We start from the raw sequence: 18,752 nt of genomic DNA on the forward strand, positions 1-18,752 counted from the left end.
GTCCCGATCATGCTTGACTCGGTCGGCAATTTACTTAGTTTGCTAAGTAACTGTTTCTATATAACAGGCCGGCTTGCGGTGCAAGAGCGAGCGGCGATCGGGAGGACAGGATCGATGGCGACGGAGATCGCGACAGGCGCGCCGCAAGGCGAACTGGGCGGGGAAGCGGATGCAGAGCCGGGCTGGCCGCGCCCCGCCTATAGCTGGTACGTCGTCGGCGTCCTGCTGCTCGCCTATACGCTATCCTTCGTCGACCGGATGATCCTCAGCCTGCTCGTCGCGCCGATCCGTGCCGCGCTGAATATTTCGGATACCGAAGTCAGCCTGCTCATCGGGCTCGCCTTCGCGCTCTTCTATACCGTGCTAGGCCTTCCGATCGCGTGGATCGCCGACCGGTGGAACCGCCGGAACCTGATTGTGTCGGGCGTGGCGCTGTGGAGCGTTATGACCGCAGCGTGCGGCTTCGCCGGAAGCTATGCGACCTTGTTTCTCACGCGCATGGGGGTCGGGGTCGGCGAAGCGGCGCTTTCGCCCGCCGCCTATTCGATGCTCAGCGACACCTTCCCGCGCGACCGGCTCGCTCGCGCGATGGCCGTCTATTCGATTGGTGTGCCGCTCGGCTCGGGAGTCGCGATGATCCTCGGCGCCTTTGTCGTCCAGGCGGTGCTCGCGGAGCCGATGATAGAGCTGCCGCTGTTCGGCCCGGTCGAGGCGTGGCGGACGATCTTCATGTGGGTCGCGGCGCCGGGACTGCTGATCTGCCTGCTGCTCCTGACGATCCGCGAGCCGCTGCGGCGGGGGCTGGTGCAGGCCGGATCGCAGGGTGCCGCGGCGCCCGGCTTCCTCGCGCATCTGAAGGCACACCGCGCCGCGCTCGGGGCGCTGTTTGCGGGCATGTCGCTGATCGGGCTCGTCATGTACGGTGTGATCGCATGGGTGCCGACCTTCTTCGCCCGCACCTATGGCATGGACGTGGCGCAAGCCGGCCTGTGGTTTGGTATCATCATGGCAACAGGCGGCGCGGCGGGGCTGGTGGCGGGTGGGACGCTCGCCGACCGGCTGTTCGCAAAAGGGGTCGCCGATGCGCATCTGCGCGTGATGCGGCTGTCGATCCTGCTTGGCGGGCCGCCCTTGCTCGCGGCGACGCTGATGCCGGATGCGACGCTTGCCTTCGTCATGCTCGCGCTCGCCTTTCCGATGCTGACGATGCACGGCGTCGGAACGGTGGCGTTGCAGTTCATCACGCCGAACGAATATCGCGCGCGCGTCACCGCGCTCTATTTCTTTGTCGTCAACCTTGTCGGGCTCGGTTTCGGGCCGATGCTGATGGCTTTGCTCACCGATCATCTGTTCGGCGACGACGGCGCACTGCGCTATTCGATTGCGCTGGTGACGGGCATCGCGCTGCCGCTCGCGGCGATCATCCTCACTGCGGGCTTTTCGGCTTTCGCGCGCGATCTCGCCAAAATGACGGACGCCGGTTGACCCTGACCGGACCGGGCTCCATGCCACTGCGGATTGCGCGGAGGTCGTGGCGGACCTTATGACAGGCCCGCCCCGCGGCCAAAAGGAAGACGACGATGGATAGCCCGTTCCTGATGATGAACCTGCTGAGCGCCGTCTACTGGTTTGACGAGGCGCTGCAGGCGGCGCTCAAGGAGGCCGGCATTCCCAACGTCAGCCGCGCGCAGTCGATGTTGATCGCGAACATATCGGCGGGCGAACATCGCGCGACGCGCATCGCCCGCAATCTCGGCGTCACACGGCAGGCGATCAGCCTGATGCTCAGCGAGCTTGAGGCGCGCGGCATCGTCGAACTCGTCCCCGATCCCGCCGACCGGCGCGCGCGGATCGTCCGTTTCGCCGAACAGGCGAACGACACCCGCCGCGCCGCCGCGAAGGCGTTGCAATATCTCGAAGTCAAACTCGTCGAACGGATCGGCCTGCCGGCCTATCACGGCCTTCGCGATGCGATGCGCATGGACTGGGGCGATCCACCGCGCGTGCCGCCCGAAGCGCTCGAAGGGCCCGAGGCGGCGACGGCCCGGCCCTCGTCAATTTAGTTAAGTTTCTTGACATTATTTCCGGGCGGCCTAATCTGGCCGCATAAGCCGATTCCGGCTGCCGGGAGAAAGGATGTCATGAATATCGCCGTTCAAACGCGCCGGGCGGAGGATGCCGCCGAGCCTTTCGCCGATCGCCGGATTCCGAAAGGCGGCGACTGGCTGTCGCGCGAAGAGCTCGCGGCGCTGACGCCCGAGGAGCTGGTGCGCCGCACCACCGCGCTCAAGCCGCTCGTCGCCGCGCACGCGCTCGAATGCGAGCAGCTGCGCCGTCCGGTCGATGCCGTGTGGGACGCGATCCGCAAGACCGGCGTCTTCTATCATTTCGTTCCCAAGCGCTATGGCGGGCTGGAATTCGATATCGACAGTTTCATCGACGCGATGCTGCCGATCGCCGAAGGCTGCGGTTCGACCGGCTGGGTCACCGCTTTCTGCGTCGAGCATAATTGGATGCTCGCGCAATTCCCCGAAAAGCTGCAGGACGAGACCTTCGGCGGCGACTTTCCCTATGTCATCGCGCCGGGCGCGACCAACCCGCCGGGTATCGCCGAGCCCGCCGACGGCGGCTATCGCCTGACGGGCCGTTGGAAATGGGGCACGGGCGTCATGCACGCCGACTGGGTGATGGTGACCGGCATGATTCCTGGCGAAAACCCGCCGCGCCAGCTTTTCCTGGCGTTGCCGGCGGACGAGGTGGAGGTGCTCGACACCTGGCATGTCGACGGGATGATCGGCACGGGCAGCAACGACATCCGCTGCGACGACATTTTCGTCCCCGAACATCGCGTGATGGACATGGGCGAAATGCGCATGGGCTGCGCGCCCGGCGCGAAGATCCACGCGCACAATCCGGTTTACCGGATGCCGATGACGCCCTTCCTCGCGATTACCGCGGCGATCGGCGCGGTCGGCGTCGCCCGGACGGCGGTCGATCATTTTCGCGAACGCATCGGGGTTCGCACCATGCTCGGCACCACGGTCAAGCAGAACGAAAAGGCCTCGGCGCATATGCGGCTCGGCGAAGCCGCAGCGAAGACGCAGACCGCCGAAATGATCCTGCGCGAGGTCGGGCGGCGCAATGTCGCACTGACCGAAGCGGCCGGAGACGGGCTGGTGAGCAACGAGGACCGTATCGCGCTCCGCGCACAGGTCGCGCTCGCGATGGATCTGTGCCGCGACGCGATCCGGATGCTGGTCGAAGGCGCGGGGTCGAGCGCGCATATGACGAGCAGCCCGCTCCAGCGCGCGCTGCGCGACGTCAACGTGATGGCCAGCCACGTCGTCTACGACTTCGACGGCGCGACCGAACTGCTCGGACGGTCCCTGATCGGCTTGCCGCCCAACACCCCGGTTTTTTGAGATCGGCGAAAATTTGCGCAAGCAACTTGACAAATATTTTTCGCCTGCCATGATCTTAGTATACTAAGAAACTTCGGCACGACCGGCTTTGGGAGGTACGGGATGCGCGATATGGGAGAGATCGACCGGCGGACATTGCTCGCCGGAGGCGCTGCGGCCCTGGCGGCGGTGCAGGGCGCAAGCGCGACGGGGGCTGCCGCCGCCGAACGCGCCGCGCCGGTGCGGGCGGACCCAAAGCGGCGCGGCGGCCGCCCGAACATCCTCTTGGTGGTCAACGACCAGGAACGGGCGCTCGCCGACATTCCCGCCGGTTTGCCGCTGCCCGCGCACGACTGGTTGCGCGAACGCGGCATTCTCTTCGATCGCTTCCATGTGAACACGACGCCGTGCGGCCCGTCGCGCTCGAACATCTATACCGGGCTGCACACGCAGCATAGCGGCGTCTATGCCAACCCCAACTCGCCGCCGCACCCAGAGCTCAGCCCGCAGATTCCGACGGTCGGGACGATGTTGCGCCGCGCCGGTTATCGCACGACCTACAAGGGCAAATGGCATCTTTCGAACATCAACGAGGGACTGAACCTGCGCGGCGTCGCCGGCGGGATTTTTCCCAACACGCGCGACATTCTCGAGCCCTTCGGTTTTTCGGGCTATAATTTCAACGGCGAGCGCGAGGGGCTTTCGTGGGAAGGCTTTATGAGCGACGGGGTGACCGCCGCCGAGGCCGCCAGCCAGCTCCGTGCCTTTGCCGACGATGACGATACGGCACCGTGGTTCATGGCGGTCAATTTCGTCAATCCGCACGACATCATGTTCTATGACCCGAGCGGCGAGGGCGAGGCGACGCGCGCGCGGCCGAACCTTGTCGCGCCGCTGCTCGCCGCGCCGGGCGACCCGGTTTACGGCCGCGACTGGAATTTCCCGCTGCCACGCAGCTTTTATGCCGACGACCTGTCGCGCAAACCGCGCGCCCACGCCGCGATCAACGCCAGTTCGGGCGCCTTCTACGGCCGGATGCGGCACGCGGATGAGGCGGTCTGGCGTCGCAACCAGAATTATTATTTTAACTGCATCCGCGACGTCGACCGGCACATGCAGACGGTGTTCGACGCGCTCGTCGCCTCGGGGCAATTCGACAATACGATCATCCTCTTCACCTCCGACCATGGCGAACGCGCCGGCGCGCACGGGATGCGGCAGAAGGGCGGCACGATCTATAAGGAGGATGTCGGCGTCCCGCTGATCGTCGTCCACCCCGACCTTCCGGGCGGGCGCACGACCCACGCGCTCGGCAGCGCGGTCGACCTGGTCCCGACGATGCTGGCGCTCGCCGGCGTCGAAGAAGCGGCGGGTCGCGAAATGCAGCCGAAGCTGGCCGGTCACGACCTGTCGGCGGCGATCGCTGCGTCCACCGCGCGGACAAGACGTGACGAGGCCGGGATCCTCTTCAACTATGCGGTGCGCTACGGGTGGAACGCCCCCGATGTGCCGAAGGGCGTCGCCGAAACGAAGCCGCTGCCCGAAAACGACCTGATGTTGCGCCGCCTGCACCGCGGCGTCCACGACGGCCGCTACAAATTCGCACGCTATTTCGCGCCCGCGCAGCATCATTTGCCTGCGCGCTGGGACGACCTCGTCGCCCATAACGACCTCGAACTCTATGACACGGCGGCCGACCCCGACGAGATCGACAATCTCGCCTGGCGACCGGACGCCCACAAATCGCTGATCGAACGCCTTAATGCCAAGACCAACAAGCTGATCGAAGCCGAGGTTGGCGAGGACAAGGGCGCCGAATATCCGGGTCCGGCCACACAATATGAGACGCTGAAACTCGCCTGACCGTCACCTTGGGAGAGGGACTATGAAAATGGAAACACTGCTTTGCGGCGGCGCGATGGCGCTCGCCCTCGGAACACCGGCCTTTGCGCAGGAGGCGGCGGCAGACGGCGCCAGCGCGCGCGATGATCAGACGATCATCGTCACCGCGACCCGCCGCGAGCAGACGCTGCAGGAAGTGCCGATATCGGTCGCGGTGGTCGGTGGTAAACAGCTCGAGGAAAAGGGCACGCTGTTGTTCGACGATGTCGCCGATAGCGTCCCCAACCTCCAGATCGACCGCACCAATGGCAATTTCGCGATCACGATGCGCGGCCTTGGCGCCGGGACGGGCAATCTGTCGTTCGAGCAGTCGGTCGGGCTGTTCATCGACGGGGTCTATCTCAGCCGTTCGCGCGCCTTCCAAAACCCGCTGCTCGATATCCAGCGCGTCGAGATCGTGCGCGGGCCGCAAGGCGCGCTGTTCGGCAAGAATACCAACGCGGGTGCGATCAGCGTCGTCACGCGCCGCCCGACGCGCGAGTTCGAGGGCTTCGCCCGCGCGAGCGGTGAGGTCGAGCATGGCGGCTGGAACCTCGACGGCGCGGTGTCGGGACCCGTATCGGACACGATCAGTGTTCGCCTGACCGGACGCGCCGGCGCGATCGGCGACTATATGAAAAATACGCTGACCGGCCGCGACGAATTCGGATCCCGCTATGAAGCGGTGCGCGGCCAGATCCTGTGGGAGCCGAGCGACGATTTCGAGGCGCTGGTCAAGGTCGAGCATTCGTCGAACCGCGTCGATGGCGGCGCGCTGGTGTTCAATTATATCGGCGATGCGAGCTGCTTCCTTTGCAACAAGGTGCGCAATTCGGGTGCCAACGTCCCCGAATATCCGTCGTTCCGCCGCGCGTCCGCGGGGACCAATCCCGAATATGACGACACCAAAACGACGATGGCGCAGCTGACGATGAACCTCGATGCCGGCGACTGGCGCTTTACGTCGGTTACCGCCTGGCAGGAGCTGAAGGGCGGCGTGAATATGGACTATGACGGTCCGCTGACCTTTTTGGAATCGGACATCACCGAACAGTCCAATTCGCTGTTTCAGGAAGTGCGCGCGCAGCACCCGATCGGCGACGATGGCGCCTTTATCGCCGGGCTGACCTATATCGACACCGATTTGCACATCCAGCAGGCGTCGACCTTCAACGCAGCAAGCGCGGGATTTCCCGCCCCGCTCAACGGCCTGTCGCTCCGTCAGTTCAACCAGACCGGCGAATCCTGGTCGCCCTTTGTGTCGGTCGAGGTGCCGGTCAGCGAGCGGATCATGCTCAGCGGCAGCCTGCGCTATTCGAAGGAACGCCGCGTGGGCAACGCGATCTCGAGCAATATCGGCGTCTTTCCGCCGACCTATCTGCCCTATGATCTGACCGAAACGCGCAAGGAGAGCCTGTGGGATTATTCGGCGCGCATCCGGTACGAATTTTCGCGCGATGCCTATGTGTACCTCAGCTATGCGACGGGCACCAAGGGCGGCGGTTTCGTGTCGAACGATGCGCTACTCCTTTTCAACATCCAAAGCGGCGTCGCGACCTTCCAATATGATTCCGAACGGGCGAGGTCATGGGAGCTCGGCGGGAAATTCCGTTTCCTGGGCGGCAAAGGGCAATTCAACGTCGCGCTGTTCCGCACCAATTTCGCCGACCTGCAGGTGTCCGAATATAATGGCACCGCCTTCATCACCGGCAACGCCGCGTCGGCGATCGCCCAAGGGGTCGAGATGGACGCGAATATCGGCCTCGGCGACCATTGGCGCGTCGGCGGCAGTTTTGGGTATCTGGATGCCCACTACAAGGATTATCCGGGCGGCGCCTGCCTCTATAATGCACCGGCGACGTGTAACCCGCGAACCAATAATCTGGCGGGGGTTCGCCTTGTCCGCGCGCCCGAATGGACGGGCAATGCGTTCATCGAGGCCAAATATCCGGTGTCCGGCAGCCTATATGTGCTCGGCAATGTCTCGGCGAACTATCAGTCGCGTTCCTTCTTCCAGCCTGACATGAGTCCGCTCAACTCGCAGCCCGCTTTCACCAAATATGACGCTCGGCTGGCGGTGGGCCGCGAAGACGGCCGATGGGAACTCGCGCTGGTGGGCCGCAACCTCACCAACAAGGTCACCACCAGCCAGGGATTCAATACTCCGGTATTTGGCGGCAACAGCCACATGGCGCTCGTCGGATCGCCGCGGACGGTGACCCTGCAATTGTCGCTCGACTTCTGATTGCGCGGACGAGGCAGGATGGAGCGGCCCGAACTTTTGCTGCTCGCCGGGGGCATTCGCCCGGGCTCGCTCAACGAGAAGCTGATCGGCTGCGCGGTGCAGGCGGCGCGCGATCGCGGGCTGCCCGCGACGCGCCTGTCGCTGGCGGACTATCGCCTGCCGTTGTTCGGCGCCGAAGCGCTGTCGATCGACGAGGTGCCCGAGGCGTTGGCGCTCAAGGCGATGTTCCGGCGCCATGACGCCGTGATCATCGCGAGCCCCGAGCATAATGGCTCGGTCACCGCGATGCTGAAGAACGCGCTCGACTGGATTTCCTGTCCGGGGGAAGGCGAGGCGGCGCAGGCCTATGGCGCCTTTCGCCGCAAGCCTTTCGCGCTGCTGTCGGCATCGTCGAGCCCGTTCGGAGGGTTGCGCGGCCTGTCCCAGCTTCGCCAGATTCTGACCACCGTGAACGCCTGGGTGGTGCCCGAACAGCTCAGCGTGCCGCACGCCCATCGCGCGTTCGACGCGACCGGCAAGCTCGCCGATCCCCTCCTTCGGACCCTGCTGGATGAACTGGTCGACACGGTGGCAGGTGCGGTCCGCCACGAAGCGGTCGAAGGGAAATGATGAGCGAGCGGCTGCCTGCCGGGAATTACTGGGCTTTTGATGACAGCCTCGGCTATCTCGCTCGCCTGATCTTCCGCTCCTTTTCCCGGCTACGCGAGCAGCACACCCGCGAATATGATATATCCTCGGGTCAATGGACGTTCCTCCGCCAACTTTGGAGCGACGACGGGATCAGTCAGCGCGAACTCAGCCGCCGGCTCGCGATGCGCGATGCGACGACTGCGGTTACGCTCCGCGCGCTGGAACGGGCGGGTTTGGTGCGCCGCGCCGTCAACCGCCGCGACCGGCGTGAAATACTGGTTCATCTGACTCCGCATGCCAGGCGTCTGGAAAAGCTGCTCATGCCGAGGACCGCCGAAATCCAGGCGCTTGCCACCCAAAATTTATCGGATACCGAAGTCGAGACCCTCAGGCGACTGCTGTTCCATGTGATCGACAATCTCGCTTCCGCCGATCCCGAGCTTCAAGACAGTCGGCGAATCGTTCCTCACCCCAAGCAGATCGACAGAGGGCAATCGCGAAGTGCGCACGAAGTGATAACTTCGCGGGAAGCGCTGCCGAGTTAATCTTATTTGGCGGAACGCCCGTGCGGTGGAGGGATCGGCTTGCCGATCAATCGCTGACCTAAGCCGACAACGTCGCGCGATAGTCGTCGACGGCAAGCAATAGCCCTTCGATCTCGGCCGGAACGATCCGGATCCGGAGGTCGTCTCGGCCATTCGGCCGCCCCTTGAATTTGAGATCCCAGCCTTCCGCGCGGGTCATGGCGGCCCTGAGCTGGGTCTCGTCGACCGAGAAGACCAGCTTCATCGTCAGCGCGCAATCGCCGTTGAAGTCGCTGTTCGGGCACATGGTGTCGTCGCCGCGCCGCGCGTGATCGAGCCGCTGTGCCACGAGGTTGCCATCGCGATCCGCGAAGTGGACCGTATCATAGAGACGCTGCGAGCCCCAATAGCGCAGGGACTGGTGCACTTCGAACCGGGTTTCGCCGGTGCGTTTGTCGACATGGGCTTCGACATGGCTGTCGAACGAGGTCGAGCCATTCAAGCGCCGTTCTTTGCGAAAACCGTTACGGGTCGAGATAATTGTTGCGAACTCCAGATCGTCGTCGTCGATCGTGGCTTTGGAGCGGAACGCTTCCGCATCCATCTTCGCGAGCTGTCTCGGCACCGCGGGCGCGTTCGCCACCGCGGGCGAAGCCAGGACAACTGCGACCACGCCAAGGGTCAGGCTGGAAAAACGCACGAGTGAAACTCCTTGAAAACCATGAAACCGGCGGGGGGACGCCGCCATGGCTCGAGCAAATACCGGCCGAACAATGCACTCAGGTGTCGCCAACGTAAGGAAACATTGCTGAACTGCGCGGATGGTCTCAGCCATCAAGCAGCTCGATCGGATTTTTCCGCAACCTCTGCTCTCCCGCTGCCGACCGTCTGTCTTGTCAGCAGGCCCAAATCTCGTTGTCGCGAAGCACGGGCGCGTGCCGGGTATGTTGTAAGAAAATGTTTCTGCGCCCACGCGCGCACTGGAAGGGCGGCGCGTCGTCCCTATCTGGAGCTGGCGGGTCGCCTGACCATTTGCCCTCCGGGCTTTCATCACCAGAGACTACGAACGAACGGCATATATTCCCCAATGACTGCCTCCACAATTTTGATCGTTGAGGACGATCCCGCCTTGCGCACGCTTACGGCTCGCGCGCTTCAGCAAAATGGCTATCAAGTCCGGCCTGCAGCTTCCGCTCCCGAAATGTGGCTGGCGCTGGATGTCGGGGCCGTCGATCTTGTGCTGCTCGACGTCATGCTGCCCGGGACCAGCGGCCTCGATCTCTGCCGTCAGCTTCGCCAGCAGAGCGAAGTGCCTATCATCTTCGTGAGCGCCAAAGGCGGCGAGACCGATCGAATCGTCGGGCTCGAACTGGGTGCCGACGATTATCTCGCCAAGCCATTCAGCACCCGCGAGCTGACCGCTCGCGTGCGTGCCGTGCTTCGCCGTGGGCGTCTGGACCGTCAGCATGGAAAAGGCGGACAGCAGGTCGCTGAATTTGCTGGCTGGATAGTCAATTTTTCGAGGCGCGAGCTGCATTCTCCGACGGGCGCGATCGTCGAGTTGACGGGTGCAGAGTTTGATCTGTTGTCTAGCTTTCTGGAGAACCCTCAACGTGTGATTGCCCGTGAACGGTTGATCGAACTGTCGCGAACGCGGCTCGGCGACGCTTCGGATCGCAGCGTCGATGTGCTGGTCAGCCGCTTGCGGCGCAAGCTTTCGCACAAGGATGCGAGCGCGCCGATCATCACTGTTCGCGGCGTCGGCTATATGTTCAACGTCGAAGTGTCGCGTCGGTGACCGACGCCATGCGGCCGTCGCTCGGGCTGGTCGGGCGGATCTTTCTGATCCTGCTATTGGCGATGACGATCGAATTCACCGTCAGCACCTTCCTTCACGAGCGCGCGGGACAGTTGCGCGTCGAAGAGGACGAGGCGCACCGCGTGGCCGAGCATCTCGCCGCTGCCAGCCGTTTGCTGAACGCGAGTCCGCGCAGCGAACGCCCGGCCCTCGCGGCCCGCCTGTCGAGCGAAACCTTCATCGTCGAATGGCACCCTACCAGCCTCCCGCTCATGCCAATGGCGGCGCCGCTGAACGAAATGCGCATGCAGATCATCGGATGGGAGCCAGCTCTGGGGCATGAGAATTTGCGCCTGCATCTGAAGGAGCCGGGACGTAACGGCAAGGTTACCGGCCAACTGTCGCTTGCCGACGGAAGCTCGCTGGAGTTCAAGGCGACGCAGCTCGTCGATCCCTCGCGGCTGCGGATCAACCGGTTCCTGTTGGCGCTGGTGCCCGCGATCGCACTGATCCTTATCGGCGGACTGCTCATGCGCCGCGTGCTCTCCCCGATGCGAATGCTCGCGCGCGCCGCGGTACGGATCGGCGAAGGCGACGCCGTGGTTCTTCCCGAGGTCGGCGTATCGGAAATCCGGCGTGTGATCGCCGCCTTCAACGAAATGCAGGCGCGCATCCATCAGCTGATCACCGATCGCACGGAGGCGCTTGCCTCTGTCGGCCACGACTTGCGCACGCCGCTCGCAAGGTTGCAGCTTCGCACCGAGGCAATCGACGATCCGTTTTTGCGCCTTTCGATCGAGAAGGACGTCGGCGAAATGGAAGCGATGGTGGCTTCGCTCCTCGCTTTCTATGGCGGCGACAGCGATCCTGAAAAGCCCGTACAGACGGACATAGCGGTCTTGGCGGCGACAATCGTCGACGATGCTTCGGACATGGGCGATCTGGCGGCCTATCAAGGACCGGACCATCTCGAGATCGTCGTGCGTCCGTTGGCGCTCAAACGCGCTCTGTCCAATCTCGTTGAGAATGCGATCAAATATGCCGGCGGGGCGCAGGTCAGTATTCGAACGGAGGATGGCCGGGTCGTCCTCTGCGTCGAGGACGACGGCCCGGGCATTCCTGAAGATGAACTGGAGCATGTGCTCGAACCCTTCGTCCGGCTGGACCTTGCGCGGAGCCGCGATACGCTCGGGTTGGGATTGGGAATCCCGATCGCGCGGCGCGTTGCGCACCGGGAGGGCGGCATGCTGCGTCTGTCGAACCGGCCAACAGGCGGGCTGCGCGCCGAGATTGATATTCCGCTAGGCTGAGCGGGCGGAAACACTTCCTTACAAGCGGAAACATTTGCTTACACAATTGCTGCGTCGCAGCAAAGTTCGGGGCCTAACTCCGGGTTCGCGCCGCCTCTCCCTTCGGCGCCAATCAAGGAGTCCCCTCGGTGAACGAGCTGATCGGTCGCGTCTTTTCTTTCGAAAAGCAAACTTTTCCCAATCAAAGCACACTCTATGGACGTCTCGCCAGCGACGGACAAAGTCCGAAGGCGCTGATGATATCTTGCGCGGACTCGCGCATCGTCCCGGAGCATATCATGCAGGCCGAGCCTGGCGATCTGTTCGTGTGCCGCAACGCGGGCAACATCGTGCCGCCCTTCGCCACGCAAAATGGCGGTGTCTCTTCGACCGTCGAATATGCGGTCGCCGCGCTTGGCGTTCGAGACATCATCGTGTGCGGGCACTCGGATTGCGGCGCGATGAAGGCGCTGGCCGTCAATCAGGACCTGAGTAGCATGCCGAATGTCGCGGCATGGCTGCGTCATTCGCACGCCGCGCACAAGGTTGTGACCGATAGTTATCCGGCGATGAACGACATCCAGCGGATCCGCGCGGTCTCGCTCGAAAATGTGGTCATTCAGCTTGCCCATCTGCGCACGCATCCCGCGGTGGCGGCGGGTCTCGCGCGCGGGGAAATCGCGCTGCACGGCTGGTTCGTCGATATTCATGCCGGCTGCATACTCGGCCTGGACGGAGCGACCGGCCGCTTCATGTCGCTGCGCGAGGACGCTCCGCTGCCCGTCGCTCTGCCGCATGCCTCGCGGCGCGCCGCCGATTTCGCGGAAGCGGTGTGATGAACGTCGCCGTGCCGTCACTCGGCAAGACCTTTTCGCGCGATTTGACCGCGTCGATCGTCGTCTTTCTGGTTGCGATGCCATTGTGCATGGGGATCGCGATCGCCTCGGGAGTGCCGCCCGAGAAAGGGCTGATAACCGGAATTATCGGCGGTATTGTCGTCGGTGCGCTTGCCGGATCTCCGCTTCAGGTGAGCGGGCCGGCAGCCGGACTGGCCGTCATCGTCTTCGAAATCGTGCGCGACCAGGGGCTTTCGGCCCTTGGTCCTATCCTCGTTCTTGCCGGGCTCATCCAGATTGCGGCCGGCGTTTTCCGGCTCGGCGGCTGGTTTCGCGCAATCTCGCCCGCCGTCGTTCACGGAATGCTCGCGGGCATTGGCCTGTTGATCGTGCTCGGCCAATTCCATGTGCTGTTCGATGCCAAGCCGCTTCCAGGTGGGATCGACAATCTCGTGGCGATGCCCGGCCGCATCCTTGGGCTCACGCCCGGTGGCGGAGCGCTGGCCGCTTTCGCTGTTGGCGTGCTGACGATAGCGGCGATGCTGGGGTGGGAACGCGTGCGTCCGCAGAGCCTGCGCCTCGTGCCCGGCGCACTCATTGGTGTGGTGGCTGCCACCCTGGTCGCCTATGGTTTCGGGCTCGAGGTTATCCGCGTCGATGTTCCGCAATCGATCGTCGGCGCGATTGCTCTACCCGATGCGGGCATGCTGCAGCGTTTTGCCGAGCCCACGCTGATCGCCACGGCGGTTGCGATCGCCTTTATCGCAAGCGCCGAGACGTTGCTCTCCGCAGCGGCGGTGGACCGGATGCACGACGGCGTGCGGACAAACTATAATAAGGAACTGCGCGCGCAAGGTATCGGCAATCTGCTCTGCGGCGTCGCTGGCGCGCTTCCGATGACCGGCGTGATCGTGCGCAGCTCGGCCAATGTGCAGGCTGGCGGCGTCACGCGGCTTTCGACGATCCTGCACGGTGTGTGGATCCTCGGGTTCGTCGCGCTGCTGCCCTGGCTTCTGCGCGAAATCCCGATGGCGGCGCTTGCCGGTGTCCTCGTCGTCACCGGCGTCAAGCTCGTCAGCCTCGATCATGTAAGGCATCTGTTCGACCGCTATGGCCCGCTTCCCGCGCTGATCTGGGCGGGCACGTTCCTGATGGTTGTGACGACCGATCTGCTGACCGGCGTGCTCGTGGGTCTGGCGCTGTCGACGCTCGAACTCGCGCCGCACGTCCGGAGGTTGCGGCTGCGCACCGATCAGCGGCAAGAGGGTGAGACGCGGGAGATCGTGCTCGACGGCACAGCGACCTTCGTTGCGCTGCCCAAGCTGACCGCGCTCCTCGATGACCTCCCGGCGGCGGGACGACTGAAACTCAATGTCGAACGGCTGAAGCACATCGACCATACCTGCGCCGAAATGCTCGAAGAGTGGATCAAGCGGCGGCGTAGCTCGGGCCTCATTGTCGAACTCCAGGGTGCAACGGGAAGGCTCGAACGACTGGCGGCCGCGGCATGATCGGTGCCTCGCCAGCGCGTGCCGTACCGGAGCGAGGAGGCGAGGCACCCCCTGGAAAATGGGTCGCATGCGGGAACGGGGAGGATTCGTTGCTGACTCTCCCGGTTAATATCCGCGGCGTCGAAACGAGAGCGGTTCTTGACAGCGGCGCCACCCGCTCCGCGGTGGATGCTGGCTTTGCGGCTCGTCATCGGCTGCATGGCGTGCGGGATCATCGCGTTACGGCGCTCACACGAGAGACCGTAGCCAGAGTGACCGGACCGTTACGCATCGAGGCTGGCGCCGAGCATTTGCTCACGACGTCAGCCTTGATACTCGATCTGGCACCGATGGCGCGCGCGGCACGAATGTCGATCGAACTGGTGCTCGGGCAAGAATTCTTTGTACGCAACATGGTCGAGATAGACCCCGATCGGGCCGCGCTCCGGTTTTGGACCAATGGCGGCGATAACATAAATCACTGGCTGCCGGTGATGCAGACGGCCGACGGGCTGTTCTGCACCACCATCTCGCCGAAGGAGGGTTTGGAGGCCGCAGCGATCATCGATCTGGGCTGCTCGACGCCGCTCTACGTCGACCCCGAGTATGCCGAGGCAAATGATCTGTTCGGCGGCATGAGGCGAGGTTCCAGCGCAAGCCTCGGGGTCGAAGGCGTCGCTATCAGCCAGCTCGGCCGTTTGGAAAGCTTGCGTGTGGGCGACGTCGTTCTTCATGACGTGCCCTTCGCGGTTCCACCCGTCTGGCGTTTCGCTGCGCCCATGATAATGGGCCTTCCGCTTCTCATGCGCTTTCGTTGTCGTCTGGCTTTCGGGCGCGCCCGGATGCAGCTGGTTCGGGCAAGCCGATCGAAGAGGCCATTTGTGCGAGACGCGTCCGGGCTCAACGTGCTTCACGCGGGCGATCACCTGCAAGTCATCCACGTGGCCAAAGACAGCCCGGCAGCAAAAGCAGGCCTCCATGAAGGAGACAGCATTGTCGCAATCAACGACGAGCAGGTCGGCCCGGGCAACGTCCAGAGCCACCGCAATCTCGGCAAGCGGCCGCCAGGGACACGCTATGCGCTCTCGATGCTTGCCAAAGACGACGTGGAATTGGTTCTCGAGGACTATTATTGATTGGCCGCGCCGCTTTTTTCCCGGCGGGCCGAAATCGCAGGCGCGCTGGCGGTTATGCGAAGTCGATTTTCCCTTACGGTGCGGGGGCGACCTACGATATTTTGCTCTGCGATAAGAGTTGAGGCTCTTTTCATCGCTGCCCCGGAGTACGGGGGCTGTCGGCGAACGTCGCGCAAAGCTAGGGTGCTTTGGCGTAAGCTTTCGTGCGTCTGGAAAGAAATGGCTCCCCGGGTAGGATTCGAACCTACGACCGATCGATTAACAGTCGATTGCTCTACCGCTGAGCTACCGAGGAACACGCCGCCGAAGCGGACAAGGCGGCCCCTTTGCCGCCAACCGACAACTTTATCAAGGGGCTTTTATGGCCTTTTGTGACTCTCAGACGATAAATTGTTCCATCGCGATGCGTTCGTCGAGGCCCTGGTCGGGATCGAACAGCAAAGTCAGTGGCCGGCTGCGGTCGGTGGTGACCAAAACGGTCTTCACATCGCGGATCTCGCGCTGGTCGGCGACCGCGCTGACCGGACGCTTCGCGGCTTCGCGGACGTTGAAGCGGATGCTCGTCGATTCGGGGACCAGCGCACCGCGCCAGCGCCGCGGACGGAAGGGGCTGATCGGGGTCAGCGCCAGCATTTCGGATTCGAGCGGCAGGATGGGGCCGTTGGCGCTGAGGTTATAGGCAGTCGATCCCGCCGGGGTCGCCACGAGCACGCCGTCGCACGCCAGTTCCTCCAGCATCGTCTTTTCGTTGATCATCACCTCGAGCTTCGCCGCCTGGCGCGTTTCGCGCAGCAGCGAAATCTCGTTGATCGCGGGCAATATGTGGCGCTCGCCGCTGATCGTCGTGATGTCGCCCGACAAGGGATGGATCAGGAAGGGGCGCGCCGCGGCGAGCCGGTCGACCAGCCCCTCGATCCGGAACTCGTTCATCAGGAATCCGATCGTGCCGCGGTTCATGCCGAAAACGGGCATGCTGCGGCGCTGGTCGAGCAGCTGGTGCAGCATGTGGAGCAGGAAGCCGTCGCCGCCGAGCGCGATCAGCAGGTCGGCCTCGGCTAGCTCCACAAAGTCGTAGAGCGGACGCAGCTCGGCTTCCGCTTCCATGGCGGCGGGCGCGTTCGATGCGACGAGCGCAATCTTGCGATGCATATTGGTCCGGTTCCCCCGTGTCTTCAGAAAACGGGGCTGCCTGTCAGCCGCCCGTTGCACTCATATGACGCGCGACCGCCGGTTTGGACTTTCCATCGATATGGAAGTCATGCGCGCGGGGTTTGCCAGCCAATGCCGCATCAATCAACCCATCGACGTCGCCGCCGTCGCGCAAGGCGGCGCGCAGGTCGACATGATCGTCCTGGCCAAGGCACATATAGACGCGGCCCTCAACGGTCAGGCGGATGCGGTTGCACGTCGCGCAGAAATTGTCGCTGAGCGGCGTGATCAGCCCGAGGGTCACGGGACTGTTCTCGACCGCGAAATAGCGCGCGGGACCGCCGGTGCGCTTGTCGACCGGATAGATGGCGCGCGCTTCGCGAAGCGGCGCGATGAACTGGTGGAGCGGGATATAATGATCGCTGCGGTCGCCCTCGACCTCGCCGAGCGGCATCGTTTCGATCAGCGTCAGGTCGCAGCCGGTCGCGGCGCAATAATCGAGCATGGGGACGAGCTGATCTTCGTTGAGCCCGGCGAGCGCGACCATGTTGATCTTGACCGCCAGCCCCGCGGCGCGCGCCGCATCGATCCCGCCGAGCGCGACGGCAAGGTCGCCGACGCGGGTAATATGGCGAAAGGCCCCGGCGTCGAGTGTGTCTAGGCTGACATTGATGCGGCGCACCCCCGCCGCGGCCAGCATCGGCGCATGCTCGGCGAGCCGCATCGCGTTGGTGGTGAGCGTCAGTTCGTCGAGGCCGTGGCCGATCATCGCCCCCAATCGCATCGCGAGCGTATCGATCCCGCGCCGAACCAGCGGCTCGCCGCCGGTCAGGCGGATGCGGCGGATGCCCCGCGCAACGAAGCGCTCGGCGATTTCGCCCATTTCCTCTATGCTGAGCACCGCCGATTTGGGCAGGAAGGTCATGTCCTCGGCCATGCAATAACGGCAGCGCAGGTCGCAGCGATCGGTGACCGAAAGCCGTAAATAGCTGATCCGACGGCCATGTCCGTCGATGAGCGGCGCCGCGGGCGCAGCGCTATGGGAAAATGTGGCAGCCACGCACCTATATTGATGCAAAAGGCAGGAACTTGGCAAGCAAAGCCTGCTAGAGGAATGCGATGAATCGCCTGTCCGACTCCCTTTCCGCCTGCGCCCGCAAACTCGAAGCCCTGCACGCGCGCTATGATGCCGACGCGGGCGTCATCCTGGTCCAGGTCGACCAGATGGCGCGCATCAACAACAGTGCGGGCACGGCAACGGGCGATTCGGTGCTCGACGAGATCGGGCGGCGGCTCGAAAATTTCGCGAGCGACGAATTCGGGCAGGGTTCGTGCGTCGACCGGCTCGACGGCCCGCGCTTCCTGATCGTCCCGTCGACACCGATGTCGCTCGGCGCCCTCCGCGCGCAGGAGCGCGCGCTCCACGTCGCGCTGGCCGAACCGATCGTCGGCGATCCGAACGGCCGCCTGTCGATCCGCATCGCGGCGGCGCTGATCACGCGCGATGATTCGGTCGCCGAACAATTGCGTGCGGCCTGCGATCAGCTGGCGCGGCCGGCGTCTGCCCGCGACGGCGTGATGGTCCACGCCGCGCTGTCGCAGAATGAGGTCGTGATCCATTACCAGCCGCAATATGACGTCGCGACCGGGGAGATGACCGGGGTCGAGGCGTTGCTGCGCTGGCAGCATCCCGAACTCGGCCTGCTCGGCGCCGGGCCGCTGGTGACCGCGGCGCGCGCGGCACGGCTCGAATGCGAGCTTACCGAACATGCGCACCGCGTTGCGCTCGCCGAAATGGCGGCGTGGCCCAAGGCGCTCGCGAAGCTGCGCGTGTCGCTCAACATCACCGCCGCCGATCTCGGCGACCCCGAATTTGCCGGCCGCTTCGCTGCGATGGCAAAGGCGGCGAAGATAGATCCCGACCGGCTGACGCTCGAACTGACCGAACAGGCGATGCTGAGCGACCCCGCGAGCGCCGCCGACCAGCTGGCGCAGATCCGTGCGCTGGGCGTCGCGGTCGCGATCGACGATTTCGGCACCGGCTATTCCAGCCTGTCGCTGCTCGCGCGGTTGCCGATCGATTATCTGAAGATCGACAGCGGTTTTACCCGCACGATCGACGGCAGCGACCGCGACCGCATCGTCGTGCGCGCGATCGTCGACCTCGCGCGCGCGCTGGGGCTGCTCGTGGTCGCCGAGGGGATCGAGAATGAGCGCCAGCTCGCCCGATTGACCGAGTTGGGGGTTGCGACCTGGCAGGGATTTTTGAAGTCGGGGCCGGTGCCGGCGGATCAGTTGCTGGCGTTGATGGAAGCATAGAAACACGTCGCCCCTGCGAAGGCAGGGGCCGCTACCGGCTTGGCGCAAGGTTGC

16 protein-coding genes and 1 tRNA gene are annotated in these 18,752 nt (G+C 64.1%); 13 read left to right on the forward strand and 4 right to left on the reverse strand.

The genetic code is table 11. The features are described from left to right. Positions 1–114 precede the first annotated feature (114 nt). From J2X38_RS15515 to J2X38_RS15545, 7 genes are all read left to right on the forward strand, one after another. A complete protein-coding gene (locus J2X38_RS15515; RefSeq protein ID WP_058537259.1) occupies positions 115–1,485 on the forward strand; it encodes an MFS transporter in 1,371 nt (456 codons plus the stop codon). Positions 1,486–1,580: 95 nt separating this feature from the next. Next, positions 1,581–2,063 (forward strand): MarR family winged helix-turn-helix transcriptional regulator, encoded by a 483-nt coding sequence (locus tag J2X38_RS15520; protein WP_058537258.1) that lies wholly within the window; start codon positions 1,581–1,583, stop codon positions 2,061–2,063. A gap of 78 nt (positions 2,064–2,141) precedes the next feature. Beyond that, positions 2,142–3,422, forward strand: a complete 1,281-nt coding sequence (locus J2X38_RS15525; RefSeq protein ID WP_310255299.1) for a hypothetical protein — start codon at positions 2,142–2,144, stop codon at positions 3,420–3,422. A 102-nt stretch (positions 3,423–3,524) separates the two neighbouring features. Further along, positions 3,525–5,264 (forward strand): sulfatase-like hydrolase/transferase, encoded by a 1,740-nt coding sequence (locus tag J2X38_RS15530; RefSeq protein ID WP_310255300.1) that lies wholly within the window; start codon positions 3,525–3,527, stop codon positions 5,262–5,264. Between the two features lie 28 nt (positions 5,265–5,292). After that, positions 5,293–7,527, forward strand: coding sequence for a TonB-dependent receptor domain-containing protein (locus J2X38_RS15535; protein ID WP_310255301.1), 2,235 nt, complete (start codon positions 5,293–5,295; stop codon positions 7,525–7,527). 18 nt (positions 7,528–7,545) lie between these two features. Then, positions 7,546–8,136, forward strand: coding sequence for an NAD(P)H-dependent oxidoreductase (locus J2X38_RS15540; protein ID WP_310255302.1), 591 nt, complete (start codon positions 7,546–7,548; stop codon positions 8,134–8,136). Continuing rightward, positions 8,136–8,702, forward strand: a complete 567-nt coding sequence (locus J2X38_RS15545; RefSeq protein ID WP_310255303.1) for a MarR family winged helix-turn-helix transcriptional regulator — start codon at positions 8,136–8,138, stop codon at positions 8,700–8,702. Before J2X38_RS15540 ends, J2X38_RS15545 begins: the two co-directional genes overlap by 1 nt. Before the next feature lie 58 nt (positions 8,703–8,760). On the opposite strand, the gene J2X38_RS15550 is transcribed toward J2X38_RS15545, so the two are convergent. Next, positions 8,761–9,381, reverse strand: coding sequence for a hypothetical protein (locus J2X38_RS15550; protein WP_058800993.1), 621 nt, complete (start codon positions 9,379–9,381; stop codon positions 8,761–8,763). A 387-nt stretch (positions 9,382–9,768) separates the two neighbouring features. Here J2X38_RS15550 and J2X38_RS15555 point away from each other — a divergent pair, with 387 nt between their 5' ends. From J2X38_RS15555 to J2X38_RS15575, 5 genes are all read left to right on the forward strand, one after another. Beyond that, a complete protein-coding gene (locus tag J2X38_RS15555; protein WP_058537252.1) occupies positions 9,769–10,479 on the forward strand; it encodes a response regulator in 711 nt (236 codons plus the stop codon). Beyond that, a complete protein-coding gene (locus tag J2X38_RS15560; RefSeq protein WP_156419630.1) occupies positions 10,476–11,789 on the forward strand; it encodes an ATP-binding protein in 1,314 nt (437 codons plus the stop codon). Before J2X38_RS15555 ends, J2X38_RS15560 begins: the two co-directional genes overlap by 4 nt. A 128-nt stretch (positions 11,790–11,917) precedes the next feature. After that, entirely contained in the window at positions 11,918–12,604 is a 687-nt protein-coding gene (locus J2X38_RS15565; RefSeq protein WP_310255304.1) for a carbonic anhydrase, read from the forward strand. Next, positions 12,604–14,115, forward strand: a complete 1,512-nt coding sequence (locus tag J2X38_RS15570) for a SulP family inorganic anion transporter (RefSeq protein ID WP_310255305.1) — start codon at positions 12,604–12,606, stop codon at positions 14,113–14,115. Before J2X38_RS15565 ends, J2X38_RS15570 begins: the two co-directional genes overlap by 1 nt. A gap of 89 nt (positions 14,116–14,204) precedes the next feature. Beyond that, positions 14,205–15,230, forward strand: a complete 1,026-nt coding sequence (locus J2X38_RS15575; RefSeq protein WP_310255306.1) for an aspartyl protease family protein — start codon at positions 14,205–14,207, stop codon at positions 15,228–15,230. A gap of 220 nt (positions 15,231–15,450) precedes the next feature. Here the strand turns inward: J2X38_RS15575 and J2X38_RS15580 are convergent. From J2X38_RS15580 to moaA, 3 genes are all read right to left on the reverse strand, one after another. Next, positions 15,451–15,525: transfer RNA gene (locus tag J2X38_RS15580), tRNA-Asn, on the reverse strand. Positions 15,526–15,608: 83 nt separating this feature from the next. Further along, a complete protein-coding gene (locus tag J2X38_RS15585; protein WP_310255307.1) occupies positions 15,609–16,379 on the reverse strand; it encodes an NAD kinase in 771 nt (256 codons plus the stop codon). 43 nt (positions 16,380–16,422) lie between these two features. After that, positions 16,423–17,439 carry a GTP 3',8-cyclase MoaA gene (gene moaA, locus J2X38_RS15590; protein WP_310255308.1) on the reverse strand — a complete coding sequence of 339 codons (1,017 nt, stop codon included), beginning with the start codon at positions 17,437–17,439 and terminating at the stop codon, positions 16,423–16,425. A 59-nt stretch (positions 17,440–17,498) separates the two neighbouring features. Between moaA and J2X38_RS15595 the strand changes: the two genes are divergently transcribed. Then, positions 17,499–18,698, forward strand: a complete 1,200-nt coding sequence (locus J2X38_RS15595; RefSeq protein WP_310255309.1) for a GGDEF domain-containing phosphodiesterase — start codon at positions 17,499–17,501, stop codon at positions 18,696–18,698. Positions 18,699–18,752 lie beyond the last annotated feature (54 nt).

It is taken from the genome of Sphingopyxis sp. BE235 (assembly GCF_031457175.1).
GTDB lineage: Bacteria > Pseudomonadota > Alphaproteobacteria > Sphingomonadales > Sphingomonadaceae > Sphingopyxis.

Excerpts from the sequence above, each read along its gene's own strand:
- J2X38_RS15515 (WP_058537259.1), top strand. The coding sequence starts at position 115 with ATGGCGACGGAGATCGCGACAGGCGCGCCGCAAGGCGAACTGGGCGGG.
- J2X38_RS15520 (WP_058537258.1), top strand. The coding sequence starts at position 1,581 with ATGGATAGCCCGTTCCTGATGATGAACCTGCTGAGCGCCGTCTACTGG.
- J2X38_RS15525 (WP_310255299.1), top strand. The coding sequence starts at position 2,142 with ATGAATATCGCCGTTCAAACGCGCCGGGCGGAGGATGCCGCCGAGCCT.
- J2X38_RS15530 (WP_310255300.1), top strand. The coding sequence starts at position 3,525 with ATGCGCGATATGGGAGAGATCGACCGGCGGACATTGCTCGCCGGAGGC.
- J2X38_RS15535 (WP_310255301.1), top strand. The coding sequence starts at position 5,293 with ATGGAAACACTGCTTTGCGGCGGCGCGATGGCGCTCGCCCTCGGAACA.
- J2X38_RS15540 (WP_310255302.1), top strand. The coding sequence starts at position 7,546 with ATGGAGCGGCCCGAACTTTTGCTGCTCGCCGGGGGCATTCGCCCGGGC.
- J2X38_RS15545 (WP_310255303.1), top strand. The coding sequence starts at position 8,136 with ATGAGCGAGCGGCTGCCTGCCGGGAATTACTGGGCTTTTGATGACAGC.
- J2X38_RS15555 (WP_058537252.1), top strand. The coding sequence starts at position 9,769 with ATGACTGCCTCCACAATTTTGATCGTTGAGGACGATCCCGCCTTGCGC.
- J2X38_RS15570 (WP_310255305.1), top strand. The coding sequence starts at position 12,604 with ATGAACGTCGCCGTGCCGTCACTCGGCAAGACCTTTTCGCGCGATTTG.
- J2X38_RS15585 (WP_310255307.1), bottom strand. The coding sequence starts at position 16,379 with ATGCATCGCAAGATTGCGCTCGTCGCATCGAACGCGCCCGCCGCCATG.
- J2X38_RS15595 (WP_310255309.1), top strand. The coding sequence starts at position 17,499 with ATGAATCGCCTGTCCGACTCCCTTTCCGCCTGCGCCCGCAAACTCGAA.